The 18,279-nt window shown below is 69.9% G+C and carries 15 protein-coding genes and 1 tRNA gene; 9 read left to right on the top strand and 7 right to left on the bottom strand.

Annotated elements, in window-relative coordinates; genetic code table 11:
• The first annotated feature begins 2 nt into the window (after positions 1–2).
• The 4 genes from ADK57_RS23440 (at position 3) to ADK57_RS23425 (ending at position 5,268) form a co-directional block, all read left to right on the top strand.
• Entirely contained in the window at positions 3–638 is a 636-nt protein-coding gene (locus tag ADK57_RS23440) for a DUF501 domain-containing protein (protein ID WP_234390388.1), read from the top strand.
• Positions 635–1,576, top strand: coding sequence for a Ppx/GppA phosphatase family protein (locus ADK57_RS23435; RefSeq protein WP_053751485.1), 942 nt, complete (start codon positions 635–637; stop codon positions 1,574–1,576). The genes ADK57_RS23440 and ADK57_RS23435 overlap by 4 nt, the downstream gene beginning before the upstream one ends.
• A 749-nt stretch (positions 1,577–2,325) precedes the next feature.
• A complete protein-coding gene (locus ADK57_RS23430; protein ID WP_078973294.1) occupies positions 2,326–3,741 on the top strand; it encodes an NAD(P)/FAD-dependent oxidoreductase in 1,416 nt (471 codons plus the stop codon).
• 225 nt (positions 3,742–3,966) lie between these two features.
• A complete protein-coding gene (locus ADK57_RS23425) occupies positions 3,967–5,268 on the top strand; it encodes an SAM-dependent methyltransferase (protein ID WP_053751483.1) in 1,302 nt (433 codons plus the stop codon).
• A 64-nt stretch (positions 5,269–5,332) separates the two neighbouring features.
• On the opposite strand, the gene ADK57_RS23420 is transcribed toward ADK57_RS23425, so the two are convergent.
• Together ADK57_RS23420 and ADK57_RS23415 are read right to left on the bottom strand one after the other, a co-directional pair.
• Positions 5,333–7,861, bottom strand: coding sequence for an ABC transporter permease (locus ADK57_RS23420; RefSeq protein ID WP_053751482.1), 2,529 nt, complete (start codon positions 7,859–7,861; stop codon positions 5,333–5,335).
• Positions 7,861–8,631, bottom strand: a complete 771-nt coding sequence (locus tag ADK57_RS23415) for an ABC transporter ATP-binding protein (protein ID WP_053751481.1) — start codon at positions 8,629–8,631, stop codon at positions 7,861–7,863. Before ADK57_RS23415 ends, ADK57_RS23420 begins: the two co-directional genes overlap by 1 nt.
• Before the next feature lie 441 nt (positions 8,632–9,072).
• Between ADK57_RS23415 and ADK57_RS23410 the strand changes: the two genes are divergently transcribed.
• The 3 genes from ADK57_RS23410 to ADK57_RS23400 all read left to right on the top strand — a co-directional run bounded on the left by ADK57_RS23410 (position 9,073) and on the right by ADK57_RS23400 (position 11,537).
• Positions 9,073–9,156 (top strand) — tRNA-Leu (locus ADK57_RS23410).
• A 152-nt stretch (positions 9,157–9,308) separates the two neighbouring features.
• Complete coding sequence (locus tag ADK57_RS23405; RefSeq protein ID WP_053751480.1) at positions 9,309–10,484, top strand: 4-hydroxybenzoate 3-monooxygenase; 1,176 nt, start codon at positions 9,309–9,311, stop codon at positions 10,482–10,484.
• A 156-nt stretch (positions 10,485–10,640) separates the two neighbouring features.
• Positions 10,641–11,537 (top strand): Bax inhibitor-1/YccA family membrane protein, encoded by an 897-nt coding sequence (locus ADK57_RS23400; protein WP_053751479.1) that lies wholly within the window; start codon positions 10,641–10,643, stop codon positions 11,535–11,537.
• 63 nt (positions 11,538–11,600) lie between these two features.
• On the opposite strand, the gene ADK57_RS23395 is transcribed toward ADK57_RS23400, so the two are convergent.
• Positions 11,601–11,831, bottom strand: a complete 231-nt coding sequence (locus ADK57_RS23395; protein WP_053751478.1) for a DUF4287 domain-containing protein — start codon at positions 11,829–11,831, stop codon at positions 11,601–11,603.
• A gap of 103 nt (positions 11,832–11,934) precedes the next feature.
• Here ADK57_RS23395 and ADK57_RS23390 point away from each other — a divergent pair, with 103 nt between their 5' ends.
• A complete protein-coding gene (locus ADK57_RS23390; protein ID WP_199830664.1) occupies positions 11,935–12,246 on the top strand; it encodes a hypothetical protein in 312 nt (103 codons plus the stop codon).
• Positions 12,247–12,249: 3 nt separating this feature from the next.
• Here the strand turns inward: ADK57_RS23390 and ADK57_RS23385 are convergent, their stop codons facing one another.
• The 3 genes from ADK57_RS23385 to ADK57_RS23375 form a co-directional block, all read right to left on the bottom strand.
• On the bottom strand, positions 12,250–13,044 hold the full coding sequence (locus ADK57_RS23385; protein WP_053751477.1) for a hypothetical protein: 795 nt from the start codon (positions 13,042–13,044) through the stop codon (positions 12,250–12,252).
• Positions 13,045–13,317: 273 nt separating this feature from the next.
• Positions 13,318–14,538, bottom strand: coding sequence for an acetyl-CoA C-acetyltransferase (locus ADK57_RS23380; protein WP_053751476.1), 1,221 nt, complete (start codon positions 14,536–14,538; stop codon positions 13,318–13,320).
• 334 nt (positions 14,539–14,872) lie between these two features.
• Positions 14,873–15,916, bottom strand: a complete 1,044-nt coding sequence (locus ADK57_RS23375) for an SGNH/GDSL hydrolase family protein (protein ID WP_053751475.1) — start codon at positions 15,914–15,916, stop codon at positions 14,873–14,875.
• A gap of 160 nt (positions 15,917–16,076) precedes the next feature.
• On the opposite strand from ADK57_RS23375, the gene ADK57_RS23370 reads away from it, so the two are divergent.
• Positions 16,077–17,465, top strand: coding sequence for a cystathionine beta-synthase (locus ADK57_RS23370; RefSeq protein WP_053751474.1), 1,389 nt, complete (start codon positions 16,077–16,079; stop codon positions 17,463–17,465).
• Positions 17,466–17,831: 366 nt separating this feature from the next.
• On the opposite strand, the gene ADK57_RS23365 is transcribed toward ADK57_RS23370, so the two are convergent.
• Positions 17,832–18,260 (bottom strand): hypothetical protein, encoded by a 429-nt coding sequence (locus tag ADK57_RS23365; protein WP_053751473.1) that lies wholly within the window; start codon positions 18,258–18,260, stop codon positions 17,832–17,834.
• Positions 18,261–18,279: the final 19 nt, after the last annotated feature.

Raw genomic sequence — 18,279 nt, 5'->3', positions numbered from 1 at the left:
GCATGCAAACGCCCCCGCCGCCCACTCCGCGCACCGAGCCCACCGACGCGGACGTAGAGGCCTTCAAGCAGCAGCTCGGGCGTCCGCCGCGCGGTCTGCGCGCGATCGCGCACCGCTGCCCGTGCGGCGAGCCGGACGTGGTCGAGACGGCCCCCCGGCTCCCCGACGGCACGCCCTTCCCGACGCTGTACTACCTGACGTGCCCCAAGGCGAACTCCGCGATCGGCACCCTCGAGGCCAACGGCGTCATGAAGGAGATGACCGAGCGGCTGGAGACCGACCCCGTGCTCGCCGCCGCCTACCGCGCCGCGCACGAGGACTACATCCGGCGCCGCGACGAGATCGAGGAGCTGAAGGGCTTCCCCAGCGCCGGCGGCATGCCGGACCGGGTGAAGTGCCTGCACGTCCTGGTCGCCCACTCCCTGGCGGCCGGCCCCGGGGTCAACCCGCTGGGCGACGAGGCGCTGGGGATGCTGCCGGAGTGGTGGCGCAAGGGGACGTGTGTCACGCGGGTTCAGGAGACATCCGGTCAGTCCGTCGAGTCCGTCGAGTCCGTCGAGTCCGGGCAGTCCGTCCAGCCCGGTCGATCCGGTCGGTCCGGTCGGTCCGGTCGGTCCGTCCAGGAGGAGGCCAAGTGAACCGGGTCGCCGCCATCGACTGCGGTACGAACTCCATCCGGCTCCTCGTCGCCGACGCGGACCCGGCGACCGGTGAACTGGTCGACCTGGACCGCCGTATGACGATCGTCCGACTCGGCCAGGGCGTCGACCGCACCGGGCGGCTCGCCCCCGAGGCGCTGGAACGGACCTTCGCCGCCTGCCGCGAGTACGCGGCGGTCATCAAGGAGCACGGCGCGGAGCGCCTGCGTTTCGTCGCCACCTCCGCCTCCCGGGACGCGGAGAACCGGGACGAGTTCGTACGAGGGGTGCTCGACATCCTCGGTGTCGAGCCGGAGGTCATCACCGGTGACCAGGAGGCGGAGTTCTCCTTCACCGGCGCCACGAAGGAACTGACCGGCCGCCACGACCTCGCCCAGCCCTACCTCGTGGTGGACATCGGCGGCGGCTCGACCGAGTTCGTCGTCGGCGACGGTCAGGTGCGCGCGGCACGCTCGGTGGACGTCGGCTGTGTCCGGATGACCGAGCGGCACCTGGTGCAGGACGGGGCGGTGAGCGACCCGCCGTCCGAGGCGCAGATCGCGGCGATACGGGCCGACATCGAGGCGGCCCTCGACCTCGCCGAGCAGACGGTCCCGCTGCGGGAGGCGCACACGCTGGTGGGCCTGGCCGGCTCGGTCACGACGATCTCGGCGATCGCCCAGGACCTTCCCGAGTACGACTCCACGGCCATCCACCACTCCCGCGTCACCCACGACCGCGTCCGCGAGATCACCGAGTCGCTGCTGCACTCCACCCATGCCGAACGAGCGGCGATCCCCTCGATGCACCCGGGCCGTGTGGACGTGATCGCGGCGGGCGCTCTGGTGCTGCTGTCGATCATGGAGCGGATCGGCGCGGAGGAGGTCGTGGTGAGCGAGCACGACATCCTCGACGGCATCGCCTGGTCCCTCACCTGACCCGGCCCCTGCCGCGCGACGCCTTTCGCCTCCCCCGGCCGTGGCCACCGGCACCTGCGGTGGGCCGTGCCGAGCCCCACTCCGGCGGCCCTCCTCGATCTCGTCTCCGAAGATCTGCGGACCTCTCCGGGCCGGGACCTGCCGCCGGGCTTCCACGGTCCGTGGTCCGTGGTCCGTGGTCGTGGTCCGTGGTTCCCCGGGCCACGCCGCCGATCCTGCGGGAAGTGTTGCCGGGAAGTGTTGCCGGGAAGTGCTGCCAATCGCCTCGGTTCATCTGCTCGAAGCGCACTGACAGGGGTGGCCGCCGCTCGGTTGTCGCTGCCGGTTCCACTCTGCTGAGCAGGCCGGATGCCCGTTTGAGCACACCCGAAGGGCCCTCGTGGGCCCCTCGGCGAGAGTCCGCCGGAAAAGTTCGTGAAGTTCTTCACAAGGAATTCGGCCCCGTCGGAGGACGAAGGTGCCCCTGTTGGCCCTTCCGGGGCCCCAACACCCGTGTGAACGTGTTCAAAAGAGGCGGGTGCGGGCGTATGGAGGAGGTTCGGGAAGGGTGTGCCGCGAGGGCCTCACGGCGTGGGTTCTGACCCAGAGAGGCAGCTCACGCGGCATTGACAGGGTCCCGCCCTACACGCCGGTTACCCCTCCGCGCCATGACGTGGATCACGTGAGCGGCGGAGGATAACACACACCCCCGGGAAGCTTGTGAAGGGGCGCACGAGCGACCCCCCTGGGGCGGGTGGATACTCGATGGCATGAGCACCACGGAGCGTCCCAGGATCCTCGTAGTAGGCGGTGGGTACGTAGGCCTGTACGCAGCTCGGCGCATCATGAAGAAGATGCGCTACGGCGAGGCGACCGTCACGGTCGTCGACCCCCGGTCGTACATGACCTACCAGCCCTTCCTTCCCGAAACCGCCGCCGGCAGCATCTCCCCGCGCCACGTCGTCGTCCCGCTGCGACGCGTGCTGCCCAAGGCGGAGGTCCTCACCGGCCGGGTCACCACCATCGATCAGGACCGCAAGGTCGCCACGATCGCCCCGCTGGTCGGCGAGGCGTACGAGCTGCCCTTCGACTACCTGGTCATCGCGCTCGGCGCGGTCTCCCGCACCTTCCCGATCCCCGGCCTCGCCGAGCAGGGCATCGGTATGAAGGGCATCGAGGAGGCCATCGGCCTGCGCAACCACGTCCTCGAGCAGCTCGACAAGGCCGACTCCACGAACGACGAGGAGATCCGCCGCAAGGCGCTCACCTTCGTCTTCATCGGCGGTGGCTTCGCGGGTGCGGAGACCATCGGTGAGGTCGAGGACATGGCCCGCGACGCGGCCAAGTACTACACCAACGTCTCCCGCGAGGACATGCGCTTCGTCCTCGTCGACGCCGCCGACAAGATCCTGCCGGAGGTCGGCCCCAAGCTCGGCCAGTACGGCAAGGAGCACCTGGAGAGCCGGGGCGTGGAGATCTACCTCTCCACCTCCATGGACTCCTGCGTCGACGGCCACGTGGTGCTGAAGAACGGCCTCGAGGTCGACTCCAACACCATCGTGTGGACGGCCGGCGTCAAGCCGAACCCGTCCCTCGGCCGCTACGGCCTGCCGCTCGGCCCTCGTGGTCACGTCGACTGCGAGCCGACGCTCCAGGTCAAGGGCACGGACTACATCTGGGCCGCGGGCGACAACGCCCAGGTTCCGGACATCGCCGCCCGCAAGGCGGGCAACGAGAACGCCTGGTGCCCGCCGAACGCGCAGCACGCGCTTCGTCAGGCGCGGGTCCTCGGTGACAACGTGATCTCCGGTATGCGGGGCTTCCCGCAGAAGGACTACTCGCACTCCAACAAGGGTGCGGTCGCGGGCCTGGGCCTCCACAAGGGCGTCGCGATGATCGTCATGGGCAAGATGAAGATCAAGCTCAAGGGCCGTCTGGCGTGGTACATGCACCGTGGCTACCACGGCCTTGCGATGCCCACGTGGAACCGCAAGATCCGCGTCTTCGCCGACTGGACGCTCGCCATGTTCCTCAAGCGTGAGGTCGTCGCCCTCGGTGCCCTGGAGACTCCGCGCGAGGAGTTCTACGAGGCCGCCAAGCCGGCGCCGGTCGCTGCCGCGAGCAAGGCCGAGGGCAAGTCCAAGGTCGAGGACAAGCCGAAGGCCGAGCAGGCCAAGGCCTCCTGACCCCCGCTCACCGAACGCCCCGAAGGGGCCGCCCGCCATCCGTGGTGCGGGCGGCCCCTTCGGCGTTCCCGTGGGGACGCCCCCTGGTGGCCCCCGCCCCAAGGTCTATGTGGCGTACACGTATTTTGCGAAGCTGTAACGCGAACGGGGGACTGCGGCCGGGCCTCGCAGGTGTTTACGTGGGTATGGGACATTCCGGGATCCCTCGTCACGGAGGTGCACGCCATGGCAGACGCCGCCCTGCGGCTGAAGAGCCTCGTCGAACAGTTGCTGGGGGTACCGCTACCGGTGCGCATCCGCGCCTGGGACGGTTCGCAGGCGGGGCCGCCGGGCGCGCCCACACTCGTCGTGCGCAATCGCCGGGCCGTGCGCCGGCTGCTGTGGAAGCCGGGTGAGCTGGGCCTCGCCCGCGCCTGGGTGGCCGGGGACCTGGACATCGACGGGGACCTCTACGCCGGCCTCGACCTGATTTCGGGCCTCGTCTGGGAGCACGACGAGGACGCCCGCAGCCTCGCCCAGGCCCTGCGCGACCCCGAGGTGCGGGCCGCCGTACGCGGACTCGTCGTCCTCGCCGGGTCCCCGCTGCCGCCCGCCCCGCCCCGCGAGGAGGTCCGCAGACCCCGCCGCCACCTGCACACCAAGGGCACCGACAAGCGCGCCATCAGCCACCACTACGACGTCGGCAACGACTTCTACGAGATCGTCCTGGGCCCGAGCATGGTGTACTCCTGTGCCTACTGGTCGGCCCCGGAGGCGGACGGCGGCACCCTCGAAGCCGCCCAGCGCGACAAGCTCGAACTCATCTCCCGCAAGCTCGGCCTGACACCCGGCCGGCGTCTCCTCGACGTCGGCTGCGGCTGGGGCTCCATGGCCATCCACGCCGCCCGCGAGCACGGCGTGAGCGTCGTCGGCATCACGCTCTCCCAGGAGCAGGCCGCCTACGCCCGCAAGCGTGTCGCCGACGAGGGACTCACCGACCGGGTCGAGATCCGCGTACAGGACTACCGGGATGTGGCCGACGGGCCGTACGACGCGATCTCCTCGGTCGGGATGGCCGAACACGTGGGCGCGGAGCGGTACCTGGAGTACGCCGATGTCCTCCACCGGCTCCTCAAGCCCGGTGGGCGGCTGCTCAACCATCAGATCGCCCGCCCCCCGCGGCGCGACGAATCCTCCTACAACGTCGACGAGTTCATCGACTCCTACGTCTTCCCCGACGGCGAACTCGCCCCCGTCGGCACCACCGTCACCCAGCTCGAACGCGCCGGTTTCGAGGTGCGTGACGTCGAGTCGATCCGCGAGCACTACGCCCTCACGCTGCGCCGCTGGGTCACCAACCTGGAGGCCGAGTGGGCGCGTGCGGTGCAGCTCGCCGGTGCCGGGCGGGCCCGGGTCTGGCGGCTGTACATGGCCGCCTCCGCGCTCGCCTTCGAGCACAACCGCATCGGCGTCAACCAGGTCCTCGCCGTCAGGGCACCGGACTCCGGCGCCTCCGGAATGCCTCTGCGGTCCCGTACCTGGAACTGAGACAAGCACAAGGCGAAAGGGCCCCGTTCCCTCCTACGCGGAACGGGGCCCAACCTCTCTACGGCTACTCCGACTTGATCGCGGCCAGCATGTTCAGCCGTCCCGCCCGCCGGGCCGGCCACAGGGCCGCCAGGACGCCGACCGTCGCCGCCAGGAGCAGGAAGACCGCCATCCGGGCCCAGGGCAGGACGAGTTCGTACGTCGCCATGCTCGTGCCGAGGAGTTCGCCGGCCGCCCAGCCGAAGAACACGCCGAGACCGATGCCCAGTACCCCGCCGAAGAGGGAGATCACCAGGGACTCCAGGCGGACCATCCGCTTGATGCCCTTGCGGTCCAGGCCGATCGCGCGGAGCATGCCGATCTCCTGGGAGCGCTCGAAGACCGACATGGCCAGGGTGTTGATGACACCGAGGACCGCGACGAGCACGGCCATCGCCAGCAGGCCGTAGACCATGTTCAGCATCAGCGTGAACATCTGCGCGATGTCGTCGGAGAGGTCCTTCTTGTCCTGGACCTTGATGGCCGGGTTGGAGCCGAGGGCCTTCTCCAGCTCGTCCTTCGTCGCGCTCGACGCGCCGTCGGACGTCTTGACCATCACCTGCATGTCGGCCGGGTCCGACTGGTGCGGGGAGAGCGTGGCGTTGTCCAGGATGATGCCCTGGATCATCTCGTTGCCCTCGTATATCCCGGCGACGCTCAGCTCCTGCTTCTTGCCGTCCTCGTAGGAGACGGTGAAGGTCGAACCGGCCTTCCAGCCGTGCGACGTGGCCGTCTTGTCGTCCACGACGACCTGTGCGCCGCCGACCTCGAAGGCGCCGTTGTCGACCTTGAGATCGGTGAGCCGGCCGATCGTGCTGCCCGTGACGCCGGTGAGGTACTCGGTCTCGCCGTCGATGCGGGACGGCGCGTTGCGCAGCGGGCTGATGGCGGTGACGTCGTCGACCTGCCCCAGCTTCTTCTCGACGTCCGGGGACAGCTCGTTGCCGTTCGCCATGGACACCACGTAGTCCGCGCGGATCGCGGCCGAGGCCATCTTGTCGATCGACTTCTGCAGGCTGCCCGCCATCACCGTCATGCCGGTGATGAGGGTGAGGCCGATCATCAGGGCGGAGGCGGTCGCGGCCGTACGGCGCGGGTTGCGCACCGAGTTCTGGCGGGCCAGCTTGCCCGAGACGCCGAACACCCGCAGGACCGGTGCCGCGGCCGCGATCAGGGGGCGGGACAGCAGCGGGGTGAGGATGAAGACGCCGATGATCAGCAGGACCGCGCCGAGGCCCATGGGGGCCTGGCCGTCCGAGCCGGACATCGTCGTGGCCGCGAGGACGACCGCGATGCCGGCCGCCGAGAACAGCGCGCCCAGCGTGTTGCGCAGTACCAGCGACTTGGTGGTCGCCGTGGCGTGCAGGCTGCTCATCGCCGCCACCGGCGGGATCTTCGCCGCCCTGCGGCCCGGCAGCCAGGCCGCCAGCATGGTGACGAGGACGCCGACCGCGAGGGCCGCCCCGACCGTGCCGGGCGTGATGATCAGCGGTCCGTCCGGGACGGTCGCGCCGAGCGAGCCCATCAGCGACCGCAGCCCCACCCCGATGCCGATACCGGCGGCGAGGCCGGTCACCGCGGCGACCACGCCGACCACGAACGCCTCGATGAGGACGGAGCGGGTGACCTGGCGGCGCGAGGCGCCGACGGCCCGCAGCAGGGCCAGCTCCTTGGTGCGCTGGGCGACCAGCATGGTGAAGGTGTTGGCGATGATGAACGTGCCGACGAAGAGCGCGATGCCCGCGAAGACCAGCAGTCCCTGCTTCAGGCCGGACATCGAGGAGGAGATCATCTCCGCCTGGTCGTCGGCCAGTTGCTGTCCGGTCGTGGTCTCGACGGCGTCCTTCGGCAGCGCCTTGTCCAGCTCCGCCTTCAGCGCGGTCTGGCTGACGCCCGCCTTCGCCTGCACGTCGATCTGGTCGTACGTGCCCGTCTTGCCGAACAGCCGCTGGGCGGTGGCCGTGTCGAAGAGGGCGAGGCTGCCGCCGGCGGCGACATTGCCGTCGTCGGTGGTGAAGATGCCGGTGATCTTCGGGTCGAGAACCGGACCGTTCACCGACAGCCGCACGGTGTCGCCGACCTCGTACCCCGCGCGCTTCGCGGTCTCCGAGTCGATGAGCACCTCGCCCTCACCGCTCGGCACATGCCCGCTGACCAGCGGATACCGGGCGTCCTTGGTGCCCCAGTAGTTCCCGCCCTGCGACTGGAAGCCGCCGCCGATCAGCTTGCCGTCCTTGTCGGCGATGGCCGTGAAGCCGTTGACCACGCCGATGGCGGAGGCTGCCCCCGCCACCTTCGTGCTCTCGTCGAGCAGTGCCTGCGTCAGCTCGGGGGACTTTCCTACGGCGTCGCCCTTGCTCTCCTGGTACTTGGACTCGACGGCGACGTCGACCTGGTCGAAGCCCTTGGCCGAACTCTTCTGGTAGGCCTCGGAGATGGTGTTGGTGAAGACCAGGGTCCCCGACACGAAGGCCACGCCGAGCATCACGGCGAGCACGGTCATGAGCAGCCTGGCCTTGTGCGCGAGTACGTTGCGCAGGGCGGTGCGGAACATCAGCTGGTACGGCCCTTCGCGTCGAACTGCTTCATGAGGTCCAGCACCGACTCGGCCGTCGGCCCGTACACCTCGTCCACGATCCGGCCGTCCGCCAGGAACACCACCCGGTCCGCGTACGCCGCCGCCACCGGGTCGTGGGTCACCATCACCACCGTCTGCCCCAACTCCCGTACGGAGTTGCGCAGGAAGCCCAGCACCTCGGCGCCCGCGCGCGAGTCGAGGTTTCCGGTCGGCTCGTCGCCGAAGATGATGTCGGGCCTGGACGCCAGGGCGCGGGCCACGGCGACGCGCTGCTGCTGGCCGCCGGACAGCTGGGAGGGGCGGTGGCCGAGCCGGTCGGCGAGACCGACCATCGCGATCACCGAGTCCAGCCACTGCTTGTCCGGCTTGCGGCCCGCGATGTCCATCGGGAGCGTGATGTTCTCCAGGGCCGTCAGGGTCGGCAGCAGGTTGAACGCCTGGAAGATGAAGCCGATCTTGTCCCGGCGCAACTTGGTGAGCTGCTTGTCCTTCAAGGAGCCCAGCTCGGTCTCGCCGATGCGCACCGAACCGGAGGAGAAGGTGTCCAGTCCGGCCACGCAGTGCATCAGGGTGGACTTGCCGGACCCGGAGGGACCCATGATCGCGGTGAACTCGGCCTGCCGGAAGTCGATGGAGACCCGGTCGAGGGCGACCACCTGGGTCTCGCCCTGTCCGTAGATCTTCGACAGATCCGTGGCACGCGCGGCCACGGCTGTGGCCCGGCCGGCGATGGATGCGGTGGTCACGAGAAGGCACTCCAGGAGGACGAGGGGTTTGTCGGAGGGACGACATCCATCGTCCGGGCCGCGGGCCGCCGTGTAGTCACCCGCTGTTCCGGTTCCGAAGGCCGACTCGGGGCGGACCACACTCCGCGGTGTCATACCTGGGGATGACGGCCACCCCTGACAGCCACCCCTGACGGCCACCCCTGACGGCCGCCCGAGCGCGTCCGCGCGGGCCGCCATGCAGAGAACAGGTGGAGCCCCCTCGTTCGGACGGTGAAATTCCGTCATTCCGCATGCGCGGCCGGGGGCCGCACGCAAGGCTATTGGCAAGTGCGGATGGCCTGTTCCGGGTACTGATGCTCCCTCAGGAATCAATAAAATAAGACAACATCGGTCCGCCCTCCCGATGTTGGGGGGAGGTATCCCGATAGGCTCGGGACCTCGATGCGGAGCCCATGGCCTGCCCGGATGGTGGAATGCAGACACGGCGAGCTTAAACCTCGCTGCCCCTTCGCGGGCGTGCCGGTTCAAGTCCGGCTCCGGGCACTTCGGGACACCTGCACCCTCCATTGAAGAGTTCACCGCTCGACCGTTGACAGCGGGTACCTGTGGTCGGAAACTCATGTCCGAAAGTAAGTGAAGAAAACTTCACCACGCGAACATGCGAGCATGTGAACACGGAACCTGGAGGCTGGTCGATGCGCACCACCGTCGGCATCATCGGAGCGGGCCCCGCCGGCCTCCTCCTCGCCCGGCTGCTCCACAACGCCGGCATCGACTCGGTCGTCCTGGAGAGCCGAGACCGCGACTACGTCGAGCACCGGCAGCGCGCCGGAATCCTGGAACAGGGCACGGTGGACGTGCTGCGCGCCGCCGGCGCCGGGGAGCGCATGGACCGCGAGGGCCTGCGCCACGACGGCATAGAGCTGCGGTACGCGAAGAAGCGCCACCGCGTCGACTTCCCCGCCCTCACCGGCGGCCGGTCGGTCATGGTCTACGCCCAGACGGAGGTGTGCAAGGACCTCATCGCCCTCCAGCTCAAGGAGGGCGGCCCGCTGCTGTTCGAGGCGGAGGCGCTGGCCGTCGAGGGCGCCGACACCGACAGTCCCCGCGTCCGCTTCCGGCGCGAGGGCGGCGAGGACGTCCTGGAGTGCGACTACGTCGTCGGCTGCGACGGCTTCTGGGGTGTGGCACGGAAGGCGGTCCCCGCCTCGGTGTCCCGGACTTTCGAGCGGACGTACCCCTTCGGGTGGCTCGGCATCCTCGCCGACGTCCCGCCCTCCCACGACGAGCTGGTCTACGCCCACCACGACCGCGGCTTCGCCCTCCTGTCCATGCGCTCGCCGTCCGTCTCCCGCCTCTACCTCCAGGTGCCGGAGGGCACGGACGCCGAGGCGTGGAGCGACGACGACATCTGGGCGGAACTGGAGCGCCGCTTCGAGACCGCCGACGGCTGGCGCCTGGAGCGCGGCCCCATCACCCAGAAGTCGGTCACCCCGATGCGCTCCTACGTCCACGAGCCCATGCGGCACGGCCGGCTCTTCCTGGCCGGCGACGCGGCCCACATCGTGCCGCCCACGGGAGCCAAGGGCCTCAACCTCGCCGTCGGGGACGTCGTCACCTTCGCGAGGGCGCTGACGTACGAGAGGGAGACCGGTTCGGCGGAACGGCTCGACGCGTACTCCGCGACCTGCCTGAGCCGCGTCTGGCAGGCGGAGCGGTTCTCCTACGACATGACGACCCTCCTGCACCGCGCCCCCGACGCCACCCCCTTCGAGGACCGCCTCCGGCTGGCCCGGCTGGAACGGCTCGCGTCCTCCCGGGCCGCCGAGACCGACCTGGCCGAGGGGTACACGGGTTTCCCTTTCGGGTGAGCAAGGGTGAGGCCCTCCGTGGCTGGGAATCGCAGGGCCGCGTAGCGTGTTGCGCAGCACAACGAGGGAAAGATCCTCCCCAAGCACTAGGGTCATTCCTTTGCCTACCTATTACTCTTGAGCCCAAGGCCCACACGGTGGCCATGGAGGAGTGAAATGAGGAGCAGCAACCCGGTCTTCTCGCGACGGGGGTTCAGCCGCGACAACGGCTACGCGGGCTTCAACACCGCGCCGCAGGCCGGGGGAGCAGCTGTAGGCACCCAGGGCAACCCGTACGCACAGCCGCAGGCCGGCAACCCGTACGCGCAGAACCCCTACGCGCAGCAGGACCTTCAGCAGGGCGCACCGCCGCAGGCCCCGGTCACCACCGGCCGCATGACGATGGACGACGTCGTCCTGCGCACCGGCACCACGCTCGGCGTCCTGATCGTCACGGCGGCGCTCGCCTGGGCGCTGCTGCCGATCGACGACGCGAACATCGGCCGTTCGTACGGCATCGGTATCGGTGCCGCGCTGATCGGCATGGTGCTGGCCTTCGTCCAGTCCTTCAAGCGCAAGGCGTCGCCCGCGCTGATCCTGATGTACGCCGCCTTCGAGGGTGTCTTCCTCGGCGTCCTTTCCAACATCGTCGACAACCGGATCGCCGACGGTGCGGCCATGCAGGCCGTGATCGGCACCATGGCGGTCTTCGCCGGTGTGCTGGTGGCCTACAAGGCGGGCTGGATCCGCGTCAACCGCCGGTTCTACGGCTTCGTGATGGCGGCCGCGCTCGGCTTCATCCTGCTGATGATGGTGAACCTGCTGTTCGCCGTCTTCGGCGGCGGTGACGGTCTCGGCTTCCGCAGCGGCCCGCTCGGCGTGGTCTTCGGTGTCGTCGGCATCCTGCTCGGCGCCTGCTTCCTCGCCCTGGACTTCAAGCAGGTCGAGGACGGCATCGCGTACGGCGCGCCGCGCGAGGAGGCGTGGCTGGCGGCCTTCGGGCTGACGCTGACGCTGGTGTGGATCTACATGGAGTTCCTGAGGATCATCGCGATCCTCAACAGCAGCGACTGACACGCACCGCGTGCGTGAAAGGGCCCCGGGTTCCGTCCCGGGGCCCTTTGCCGTGGTGCGCGCCTAGAGGAATTTGCGCGCCGCCCTCCTCAGGTCGTACTCGTGGACGATCGCCTTCGCGTGGCCGTACGCGAGGTCGTGTTCGTGGCGAAGCCAGCTGACCTTCTCCTCGAAGCGGAAGAGAGAAGGGCCTTCTTCGACAGTGCGGAGCCAGTCGGACACTTCACGACCGGTGCAGTGGGGGATGCGGGCGAGCATGTTGCGGTGGGTCTCCTCGGAGAGGACGTGGGACATCGGCGCCTCCGGACGCAAAGGGGATGTAAGCCGGTCCTTCAGGTCACCGTGCCTGAGCGTTCGCCCGTTGGCAACAGTCTCGGTGAGGCCCTACGCTCGCGGCGTGGTGGATACGACGCGTCTGTGCCGTGCGGTGGATCACTTTGCCGATCGTCTTCGGGCCGCACCGCAGAGTCGGTTGCAGCGGGGCGCTGCCGCCGAGGCTCTGGGGCTGGCCAGGGAGTTTGCTCGGTGGGCGCAGGATCTGGAGGCGTCCGGGGCCGAGCCTCGGGAGATGCCGGACGCGGGAATGTTCGCCGCGGCTGATCAGATCACCGTTGCCGTGCATGACTTGGCCCTCGTACTCACGGACGAGGGCCAGGTCGATGATGCCGTGCAGTTGGTGGAGGAGGCGCAGAAGCGGGCCGGCGTGTGAGGCCTAGAGGGACGCTATGACCCTGTCCGCCAGGATGTAGACGTTCTCCTCGCCGCACGCGAACGTCAGCGTGTACGCGCCCGAGATTCCGGAACCGCCCAGCAGGGTCGGTGTCTCGCCGGCCCTCAGGGCCTTCGCCAGGCGTTCCGCCGTTTCGCGGTGGCCCGGAGTCATGCAGAGGGTGGTGCCGTCGGCGAAGACGTAGACGTCGAGGGTGCCCAGCGGGCCGGGGCGGACATCGGCCAGTTCGACCTGGGACGCCGCCAGTTCCTCCAGCGTGGCCACCGTGCGCTCGTGGTCGTTCACGACCGGTGACGCGACCGGGACGAAGTCCGGGTGGGAGGGGTGGCGGCGGCGGGCCGCGGCCAGTTCGGCGGACTCTCCCCCTGTACCCCCAGCGCACTCGTCGGCGTCGGCGCCGTGCTCGGCGACCGGCTCCAGGCCCACGAAATCGGCCTGCCGGGGCAGGAACAGCTCGCTGTCGGGCAGGCCCAGCAGCGAGGGCGCGTCAGAGGCGTCACGGGCCTCCTGTGCGGCCCAGAAGGCTCGCGCCTCGGCGAGTTCGCGCTCACGTTCCTCGGCGAGCGCCTCGGCCACGGCGGCCCGTATCTCGTCGACGTCGGCGGAGTGGCGGGCGGCCGGCACGCGACCCCGCGCCGCTGCGGCGTTGCCCTCGGCGAGCTCGGCGTGCAGGGCGGCGACCTGTCGGCGCAGCACCATGAGGGTGCGCAGGACGGCGACGCCCACGGCGCCCGTGGCGGCCGTGGTGACCAACAAGGCGATCGGCATGGCGCTCACTGACGTACTCCCGGTTCAAAGTCGACCCCCGACTTCCTACATCAGCTTGAAGGGCGGACCATCCAGCTGTCAGTGCGTAACGTCACGAAACGGACAGGACTTTGGGCCCGGGGCTCGCTGCTGAAGTGGCTTGACCTGCGTAAATCCCCCTCCCGAGGGAGATAGGTCACATCCTGGGGGAGATTGGATCACAAATCGGCCCAGAACCCTGGTGGTTCAAGGGTTCTGGGCCTATTGGTGACGCTGGGTTCCCGTACGGCTACCGGAGGTTGATCAGCTCAGGCGCTCGATGACCATCGCCATGCCCTGGCCGCCGCCGACGCACATCGTCTCCAGGCCGAACTGCTTGTCGTGGAACTGGAGGGAGTTGATGAGCGTGCCGGTGATGCGGGCGCCGGTCATGCCGAAGGGGTGGCCGACCGCGATGGCGCCGCCGTTGACGTTCAGCTTGTCGGGGTCGATGCCGAGGTCGCGGTAGGAGGGGATCACCTGGGCGGCGAACGCCTCGTTGATCTCGACCAGGTCGATGTCGTCGATGGAGAGGCCGGCGCGGCGCAGGGCCTGCTGGGACGCCTCGACCGGGCCGAGGCCCATGATCTCGGGGGAGAGGCCGGAGACGCCGGTCGACACGATGCGGGCGAGCGGGGTCAGGCCGAGCTCGCGGGCCTTGGTGTCGCTCATGATGACGAGCGCGGCGGCACCGTCGTTCAGCGGGCAGCAGTTGGCGGCGGTGACCATGCCGTCGGGGCGGAAGACCGGCTTGAGGCCCTGGACGCCCTCCAGTGTGACGCCGGCGCGCGGGCCGTCGTCCTTGGAGACGACCGTGCCGTCCGGGAGGGTCACCGGGGTGATCTCGCGCTCCCAGAAGCCGTTCTTGATGGCTTCCTCGGCGAGGTTCTGGGAGCGGACGCCGAACTCGTCCATGTCCTGGCGGGTGACGCCCTTCGTGCGAGCCAGGTTCTCGGCGGTCTGGCCCATCGCGATGTAGGCGTCCGGGACGAGGCCGTCCTCGCGCGGGTCGTGCCAGGTGGTGCCCTCCTGCTCCGCGACGGCGGCGGTACGGGCCTCGGCCTCGGCGAAGAACGGGTTGCGCGTGTCCGGGAGGCTGTCGGAGTTGCCCTTGGCGAAGCGGGAGACCATCTCGACGCCGGCCGAGATGAAGACGTCGCCCTCGCCGGCCTTGATGGCGTGCAGGGCCATGCGGCTCGTCTGCAGAGAGGAGGAGCAGTAACGGGTGATCGTGCAGCCGGGGAGGTGGTCCATGCCCATCTGCACGGCGACGATACGGCCGAGGTTGTTGCCCTGCTCGCCGCCGGGCAGACCACAGCCGAGCATCAGGTCCTCGATGTCCCTCGGGTCCAGCTCGGGGACCTTGGCGAGCGCGGCCTGGATGATCGTGGCGGTCAGGTCGTCGGGGCGCAGGTCTTTGAGGGAGCCCTTGAAGGCGCGGCCGATGGGGGAGCGGGCGGTCGAGACGATCACGGCTTCGGGCATCAACGGCTCCATTGGCATACCGGGGGGTCTGGCAGGGCTGTGTGGGAAGTTACCCGTACGTATGGGCTCGGTCACGGGTATCGCGGTGTGACCCTGGCCGCAGTTTTCTAAGCGCTTGCTTTTCTCGCCCCCGCCGCCCCTGCCCGTCCCGTCCCAGGGGCTCCGCCCCTTCGATCCCGCCAGGGGGCTCCGCCCCCTGGACCCCCGGGCCTATGCCCACCCACCACCCGTCTCGGTCGGTTGAAAGGGCCGGCTCTCGACCCACCGAGTCGGGTGGTGGGTGGGCGAAGGCCCGGGGGTCCGGGGGCGGAGCCCCCAGGAACGTGCACCCCGTTCAGGAGGACGGGGAGATCGGGGTCGGCTCCGACACCGGGACCCGCCGGCGACGGCGGCGCTTGAGCAGTGCCCACGGTCCCTTCGGGCCCGTCGACATCGCCGCCGTGACCTCCGTGCCGGCCTCCGACGCCGCCTCCGCGGCGGCTCGCGCGACCGGCAGGAAGCCCTCGCGGCGGGAGGCGTCCGGGCGCTCCTCTTCCGCGGGCCACAGGCCCAGGGCCGCGCAGACCGTGGGAAGGACCGCCATCGCCGCCGTGGCGTAGCCCTCCGCCGAAGGGTGGTAGCTGTCCGGGCCGAACAGCTCGCGCGGGTTCGCCTCGAACTCGGGGCCCAGCAGGTCGCCCAGCGACACCGTACGGCCGCCCTGTTCGACCGCGCCGATCGTCTGGGCGGCCGCCAGCTGCCGGCAGGCCCGGCGGGCCAGCCAGCGCAGCGGCTGCTGCACGGGCTCGATCGTGCCCAGGTCGGGGCAGGTGCCGACCACGACCTCCGCGCCGGCCGTGCGCAGCCGTCGTACCGCCGCCGCCAGATGACGTACCGAGCGGGTCGGCGGCATCCGGGTGGTCACGTCGTTCGCGCCGATCATGATCACGCAGACGTCGGGGATCTGGGCCGGGTCCGCCAGGGCCAGCGCCACCTGGCGGTCCAGGTCGTCGGAGGTCGCCCCGGGGAGGGCGACGTTACGGAGTACCACCGGGCGTTCCGCCACCGCCGCCAGGCCCGACGCCAGCAGCGCGCCCGGCGTCTGTCCGCCCCGGTGGACGCCCTGGCCGGCGGCCGTGGAGTCGCCCAGCATCACCAGGCGCAGGGGCGGTTCGCCGGGGACGGTGTAGGAACTGCCGTACCGGCCCTCCGCCTGCGGGACGTGCGGCGTCGCCCCATTGCCGTTGCCATTGCCGTTGCGCACCTGACGTTTGGCCAGCTGCACCTCCGCCAGCAGCAGACCGATGGCCGCCGCGCCGACCAGACCGATCCCACCGCCGCCGTACGCGGCGCCGGCCGCGATCCGCCGGGCCACCCTCGCCCTCGACATGCTCGTCATGCGTCGCCGCCACCTCCTCGTGTCCGTACATCCACTCCTTGCCCCGTACGGACCGTCGCCCAATCTCAACGGGGAGTGAACGACCGTCACGGATCCCTGGGAGGTCATAGGCTGGCGGAACAATCACGACCACTTCTTTTGCAAGCATCCGGAGACAACGGTGCAATTCCACGACTCGATGATCAGCCTCGTCGGCAACACCCCGCTGGTGAGGCTCAACAGCGTGACCAAGGGCATTCGGGCGACCGTCCTGGCCAAGGTGGAGTACTTCAACCCGGGCGGTTCCGTGAAGGACCGCATCGCCCTGCGCATGATCGAGGCCGCGGAGGAGAGCGGGGCGCTCGAGCCCGGCGGCACGATCGTCGAGCCGACCAGCGGAAACACGGGTGTCGGGCTGGCCATCGTGGCCCAGCAGAAGGGGTACAAGTGCATCTTCGTGTGCCCCGACAAGGTGAGCACCGACAAGATCAACGTGCTGCGGGCGTACGGCGCCGAGGTCGTCGTCTGCCCCACCGCCGTGGACCCGGAGCACCCCGACTCCTACTACAACGTCTCCGACCGGCTGGTCCGTGAGACGCCGGGCGCGTGGAAGCCCGACCAGTACTCCAACCCGAACAACCCGCTCTCCCACTACCACTCGACCGGCCCCGAGCTGTGGGAGCAGACGGAGGGGCGGATCACCCACTTCGTGGCGGGTGTGGGCACGGGCGGCACCATCTCCGGTACGGGCCGCTACCTGAAGGACGCCAGCGACGGCAGGGTGCAGGTCGTCGGCGCCGACCCCGAGGGCTCCGTCTACTCCGGCGGCTCGGGACGGCCGTATCTCGTCGAGGGTGTCGGTGAGGACTTCTGGCCCACCGCCTACGACCGGACCGTCGCCGACGAGATCGTGGCGGTGTCGGACAAGGACTCCTTCCAGATGACCCGCCGACTGGCCAAGGAGGAGGGCCTGCTGGTGGGCGGCTCCTGCGGCATGGCCGTCGTCGCGGCGCTGGAGGTCGCCGAGCGGCTCGGTGAGGACGATGTCGTGGTCGTCCTCCTCCCCGACAGCGGCCGCGGCTACCTCAGCAAGATCTTCAACGACGAGTGGATGGCCGACTACGGCTTCCTCGAGGACGAGGGCCCCAGCGCCCGCGTCGCCGACGTACTGAACGACAAGGAGCACGGCGCCATGCCGTCCCTCGTCCACATGCACCCGGACGAGACCGTCGGCCAGGCCATCGAGGTGCTGCGCGAGTACGGCGTCTCGCAGATGCCGATCGTCAAGCCCGGCGCCGGTCACCCGGACGTGATGGCCGCCGAGGTCGTCGGCTCCGTGGTCGAACGCGAGCTGCTCGACGCCCTGTTCACCCAGCGGGCCTCGCTCGACGACCCGCTGGAGAAGCACATGTCCGCCCCGCTGCCCCAGGTCGGTTCCGGCGAGCCGGTCGCCGACCTGATGTCCGTACTGGGCGCGGCCGACGCGGCGATCGTCCTCGTCGAGGGCAAGCCGACCGGAGTGATCAGCCGGCAGGACCTGCTGGCCTTCCTCGCCAAGGGCGGGAAGTAGCGGCAAACGTCCGGTGAACGGGGCGTGGCCACGGCGGACTTGCGGTCGGCCGCCCGATCGGTGGACTTCGCAGAAGTGGTACGAGCGCGTCACGTCCGCGCAGCACTCGCTTAACACGGGTCCGGCACATTAGTGGATGTCGGCAGGGCGGGAGCGGCTCCCCGCCCCAGCCGGCACCGAAACGGCGTCACGGACCTCCGGAGCGGCTCCCGGACCTCCACAGACGCCCAGGACGCGCAGTCTGGCCCTGACCCGGCGCGCGTCCCTCGCGGGGACCGCCGTCGTCCCGCCCCCCGGCAACGGGGGTGCGGCGGTCCCCGCGCATAGCTTTTTTCCGGGACCTCTCAGCCCACCCGAGTGGGCCGGTCAGTTCTCCCAGTCGCTGTCCTGGGACGACCCACGCCTGCGGCCACGGAACAGGCCCGGGTTGCTGCGGGCCACCTGGACGGCGTTCACCCCGACGATGCCGATCCAGGCGACGAGCAGCCCCGGCAGGTGGGCGACGCCGCCGCCGATCGCGGACAGCGGGATCGCCAGCACCAGCGAGACGATGCCGAAGCCGAAGCGCTCGCCCCAGGAGTCGGTCGGCTTCGGCGACCGGGAGCCCCGGGCCACCACCATCTGCTGCTCGGCCATCTGCCGACGCAACCGGCGCTCCACGGCGCCGTCGATCCGCTGGTCGACCTTCTCCAGGAACGAGTCGACCAGCGCGGACTCGTACTCCACGCCCAGTTCCCTGCGCGCCTGCAGGGTGGCGTCGAGTTCCTTCTTGAGTTCCGTGTCCCGCGCGTCCATTCCGGTCATGCGATCCACG

This window comes from Streptomyces sp. MMG1533, assembly GCF_001279775.1.
Classification (GTDB): Bacteria; Actinomycetota; Actinomycetes; order Streptomycetales; family Streptomycetaceae; genus Streptomyces.
This window is presented reverse-complemented; position numbering and strand designations above follow the sequence as displayed.

Coding starts and splice junctions, on each gene's coding strand:
- ADK57_RS23440 (WP_234390388.1), top strand. CDS start 3: ATGCAAACGCCCCCGCCGCCCACTCCGCGCACCGAGCCCACCGACGCG.
- ADK57_RS23430 (WP_078973294.1), top strand. CDS start 2,326: ATGAGCACCACGGAGCGTCCCAGGATCCTCGTAGTAGGCGGTGGGTAC.
- ADK57_RS23425 (WP_053751483.1), top strand. CDS start 3,967: ATGGCAGACGCCGCCCTGCGGCTGAAGAGCCTCGTCGAACAGTTGCTG.
- ADK57_RS23420 (WP_053751482.1), bottom strand. CDS start 7,861: ATGTTCCGCACCGCCCTGCGCAACGTACTCGCGCACAAGGCCAGGCTG.
- ADK57_RS23405 (WP_053751480.1), top strand. CDS start 9,309: ATGCGCACCACCGTCGGCATCATCGGAGCGGGCCCCGCCGGCCTCCTC.
- ADK57_RS23400 (WP_053751479.1), top strand. CDS start 10,641: ATGAGGAGCAGCAACCCGGTCTTCTCGCGACGGGGGTTCAGCCGCGAC.
- ADK57_RS23395 (WP_053751478.1), bottom strand. CDS start 11,831: ATGTCCCACGTCCTCTCCGAGGAGACCCACCGCAACATGCTCGCCCGC.
- ADK57_RS23380 (WP_053751476.1), bottom strand. CDS start 14,538: ATGCCCGAAGCCGTGATCGTCTCGACCGCCCGCTCCCCCATCGGCCGC.
- ADK57_RS23375 (WP_053751475.1), bottom strand. CDS start 15,916: ATGACGAGCATGTCGAGGGCGAGGGTGGCCCGGCGGATCGCGGCCGGC.
- ADK57_RS23365 (WP_053751473.1), bottom strand. CDS start 18,260: ATGGACGCGCGGGACACGGAACTCAAGAAGGAACTCGACGCCACCCTG.